The organism is Affinirhizobium lemnae, assembly GCF_022968395.1.
In the GTDB taxonomy this organism is placed as follows: Bacteria; Pseudomonadota; Alphaproteobacteria; order Rhizobiales; family Rhizobiaceae; genus Neorhizobium; species Neorhizobium lemnae.
Genome location: NZ_JALJQZ010000099.1, coordinates 1 through 3,899, shown reverse-complemented (window position 1 = coordinate 3,899; position 3,899 = coordinate 1). Strand labels below are relative to the sequence as shown.

Sequence of the window (3,899 nt, the reverse complement as noted above, 5' to 3'; positions counted from 1 at the left end):
GGTCGTCCCGAAGCGCATCACAGTCCATCGCCGATCTCCAAAATCAGCTTTGAATCCGATTTGCGCTCTTTTGGGAAGCCCAATCCTTAAATCATCACCACGACCTAGCTACGGCGCAGTATGAAAGCGCGCGTCGGCCAGTCAGTCAAAGCAAGCTCATCGCCCATCAGGCGGCATTCACCAGCCGGAGCGGCGGCGCTCTTCCTCGCGCCGCTTTTCCTCATCACGCTGCCGCTCTCTCAGGATGCGGTCGTTGTAAGCCTGTTGCTGATGATAATTCTGAAACTCATGCGCTTCGCGCAATCGCGCATTGTTGTTGCGCTCATAATCACGCCGCGCCTGTTCGTCGTACCCGTTCATGCCACTCTCCTTTGCTGGTTGGATTTGCATTCTGGGATCAAGCGGCCACGACCGCTGATTGCCCCATTCGGAGGGTTTCGGCTGCGCTCAATTTTTTGATGAGTCGCGCGGCCATGAAGAAGGATGTCGCATCCGCGCCGAGGATGATGATGCTCCACCACATGTAAGGACCGAAACTGTTGCTTGCGGCGGCTTCGGCGGCACTTGCCGGAAGGACGAATGCGAGACCGAGAGCAATGGCGACACTCAGCCACCACGCAAACCACCACGATTGTACCGCCTCGTGATTGCCGCTACCGACGAACGCATTGTGTATATTGCGCATCGCCTCGTAGGGCTTCCAGAACCACAGCACAGGAACGAAGTACCAGTAGACCGCGCCAGCCGGAGTCACTGACTGTGGCCCCGCGACGTGGAAAGCGTTGGCCGTCGCACGGTACTTCCATATGAGGAAAAGGAGGGTAGCGAGCAGGACGGGCGCTCCCAACAGCAGCATGGCCTCTTCGCTTTCCATCATCGTGAAGAACGAATACCGCTCCTGTATCGTCTTCTTCTTCAGCGTGAGTATGATCACGGCGATTGAGGCAAAGAAGTTGAGCATCAATGCGGCATACAGGAACTTGCCGAGCAGCCTGTTGTCGTACATGCCGTAGATGGTAGACGGCATGCTTCTTCTCGTCGTCGCGGTGTTAGGCATGGAAAAAGTGGATGCCTCGACATGGTTGCGCGGTTGGGGCGTTGCCTTATCAACAGGCGCAACGTCCGGCGGCGTGATTTGTTTATCGCCGAGAAGTTTTCGCAATTCCGTATGAAACAGCGGCGTCCAGTCGGCGATTTTCTCCGACCAGACTTTCGTGTGCTCGTTGACAACGCCCGTCATGAGAAGCGCGCTTATCTGTTCTTCGCTGAACGGCCCCTTGCGGTCGCCGTCGATACTGTAAAACCACTTCGCATCTATTTCCGGCATAATCTTTGTCCTGCCTCTTTGATCAATAAGTCAGTTGCCACCGTCGTAGTGCGCGGGTCAGCGTCCATGGGGCGACACCGCATTCTGTGGCGATCTTGCCGAGCGCTTTCCTGTCAGCGCGGAGGCGGCGTTGCGCGTCCTGCAATTGCGTCTGTGTGAGTTTTGAGGGCCTGCCGATCTTCGCACCGCGTCTACGCGCGGCGGCAAGGCCTTCCTTGGTTCGCTGCGAAAGTGTCCGCCGCTCGAACTCAGCGAGCGCCGACATGATCGTGTAGACGAAAATCCCTCCAGGGGTGGACGTGTCAATGCGGAGATTGGCGATCAGAAAATGAACCCCGCGCTTGCGGAGCTTTTCACCCTCGACAAGCGCATCGACGACGGAGCGGAACGCCTTGTCGAGGTCCCATACCACCAGCGTGTCGCCGGGACCAAGAAGGGCGAGAACCTGATCGTAGACGGGGCGACGGCGACTGACAGCCGAGAGGGTTTCGATATGAATTTCATCACACATCATCTTCAACCCGTCGATTTGCCTGTCAGGCCGCTGCTCGGCCGTCGAGACCCGCAGATAGGCGATCTTCTTCATTTTCGGTTTTGAAAACTCGGTACTCTGATCCTCCACAATATCGTCCCCTTTCGTGCATGACTTTTGGACCGCGTGGGCGCGCAAGCGAAAAGGCTGAAAGCCGCGTAAAACCGCCCCTCAAATTTATTTTATGAAATTCGACCTCGACTCTTCAAATCGCCACAAAACCGGAGGGTTTTGTTGCCCGAAGATGGAAGCGGAGCATAAAATCAATTCTTGCATTTGTCCGGCATTTTACCGTACAATTTAGTTAAGGAGATTGAACATGGCACAGGAAAATACCCGCACCGCGCGACTGGAAGCCCGTATCGCACCGGAGGCGCTGGCCATCGTCAAGCGCGCCGCCGAAATGGAAGGACGCAGTGTAAGCGATTTTATCGTATCGGCGGCGCAAGAAGCCGCGCGCCGGACGATTGAAGAAAATCAGGTTATCCGGCTTTCCGTGGAAGACCAGACCCGCTTTGTCGATATGCTTCTCAATCCGCCGGAGCCGACTGCCGCGCTGAAACGCGCCAAAGCCGCCCATGATGCGCTGATCCTGAAATAGTCATGACCGTGCAGTTCGAAATCGCGGCACTGGCATCACGCCATGACCGCAAAAGCTTTTCTTGCGGCGTGGCTCCGCTTGATCGTTATCTCAAGGAACAGGCAGGGCAGGACATCAAGCGCCGCTCCGCGCTGTGCTACGTCGCTTGTCCTCAAGGCGAAGACAGGATTGCCGGATATTATACGCTATCCGCTGGAGACGTCGCCTTGAAGGATATGCCGGACGATATAGCGCGGCGATTGCCGCGCTATCCGGTTGTGCCTGTGGCGAGGGTCGGACGGCTGGCGATTGACAAGGAGTTTCAGGGAAACAGGCTTGGCGCGGCGTTGCTGTGGGATGCGGCTGACCGGGCCTTGCGTTCGGAAATGGGCGTGTTTGCGCTCGCCGTCGACGCAAAAGACGAACAGGCTGCAGCCTTTTACAGGCATTTTGGATTTGTTGCCTTTGCATCGAATCCGCTGCAATTGTTCTTGCCTTTGGCGACGATTGCAAAATCTGAATAGAGCTAAAGCCCACTGCCTTCGGAGGGCATTCGCCCATTTTCCATGAATTCGCATAGACCGATAGGGTTTTCTTCATTAATGCGCTCAGGATACTTCGTGCAAAAATCGTGAAGTCGGAGCATTGCTTCTTGAAGGCTCATCAGGATTAGCGAATCTCGCCGTACGATCAGAAAACTGCCCCACATATCGTTTGGGCGGTCATCCAATGCACTCAAGTTGGCTGTCGTGCCGACAGAGCCGACATATGCTCCGAGCACGCCGAGGAAGGTGTTGATTTTCTGGACGGGACGACCGTTCTTTACGGTTTCCGTCCAAAGAATTCCGATGCAAGACAGTGGATAGACAGCGCGGCAAAGTCCTCGTATCGCCTGACCTTCATGGGTGGTTTCCTCATCGCCGAAGATGGGAACATCTACATTAGCGGACGTGCCGCCTGCATCATCTACGGTTTGCACTTCCAGCAATGTTCGGAGCGCTTGATGGTCAACATGCTGCCGATATAAATCACCGAAGCGAAAAACTCCGTAACTCAACGCGACTTTGGATACGAGACGGAGCCGGTCGAGAATGAACTCATTTTTGTTGAAGTCTGTCCTGAAGCTTATTGTCGTTGGTCGGTTAGAGGAAGCCGTGTCCGCGCGTCGATAACCTCCATGTCGCCGTGCCGAAACGCCATTCGCAAAGACCGGTCATCATCCGTTCGTGCATCTTGCGCGACATACTCAAGAACACGCTTTTTGCCCTTTCGGCCCTTTGGACGGCCTTGGGTATTTGTTTTAACGCGGGCTAGTTTAAAAAGAATGTCTTTCTCTAATTTGCCTTCAATCTCACCGCCAAAGCGTGAGTTGTCATCAGATGTGGTAATCCCCCCGTCAATCAACGGGCTTCAAAAGTAGAATTTTCTCGGGCTTTATGATCGAGGAGATTTTTATGAAG

General features: G+C 54.9%; 6 protein-coding genes. 2 read left to right on the top strand and 4 right to left on the bottom strand.

Going from position 1 to position 3,899, the window contains the following annotated elements:
• Positions 1-177: 177 nt before the first annotated feature.
• Genes MUU53_RS23025 through MUU53_RS23015 form a run of 3 tightly spaced genes read right to left on the bottom strand, consistent with a single transcriptional unit; the run spans position 178 to position 1,949 of the window.
• Positions 178-360 (bottom strand): hypothetical protein, encoded by a 183-nt coding sequence (locus MUU53_RS23025; RefSeq protein WP_247262926.1) that lies wholly within the window; start codon positions 358-360, stop codon positions 178-180.
• A 37-nt stretch (positions 361-397) separates the two neighbouring features.
• Positions 398-1,327 (bottom strand): GYF domain-containing protein, encoded by a 930-nt coding sequence (locus tag MUU53_RS23020; protein ID WP_247262925.1) that lies wholly within the window; start codon positions 1,325-1,327, stop codon positions 398-400.
• 22 nt (positions 1,328-1,349) lie between these two features.
• Positions 1,350-1,949, bottom strand: coding sequence for a recombinase family protein (locus MUU53_RS23015; protein WP_247262924.1), 600 nt, complete (start codon positions 1,947-1,949; stop codon positions 1,350-1,352).
• A gap of 229 nt (positions 1,950-2,178) precedes the next feature.
• Here MUU53_RS23015 and MUU53_RS23010 point away from each other — a divergent pair, with 229 nt between their 5' ends.
• Positions 2,179-2,460, top strand: coding sequence for a type II toxin-antitoxin system TacA family antitoxin (locus MUU53_RS23010; protein ID WP_247262923.1), 282 nt, complete (start codon positions 2,179-2,181; stop codon positions 2,458-2,460).
• Between the two features lie 2 nt (positions 2,461-2,462).
• Positions 2,463-2,963: a GNAT family N-acetyltransferase gene (locus MUU53_RS23005; protein WP_247262922.1), complete on the top strand. Its 501-nt coding sequence runs from the start codon at positions 2,463-2,465 to the stop codon at positions 2,961-2,963.
• 2 nt (positions 2,964-2,965) lie between these two features.
• Here the strand turns inward: MUU53_RS23005 and MUU53_RS23000 are convergent, their stop codons facing one another.
• Positions 2,966-3,427, bottom strand: a complete 462-nt coding sequence (locus tag MUU53_RS23000) for a hypothetical protein (protein ID WP_247262921.1) — start codon at positions 3,425-3,427, stop codon at positions 2,966-2,968.
• Positions 3,428-3,899 lie beyond the last annotated feature (472 nt).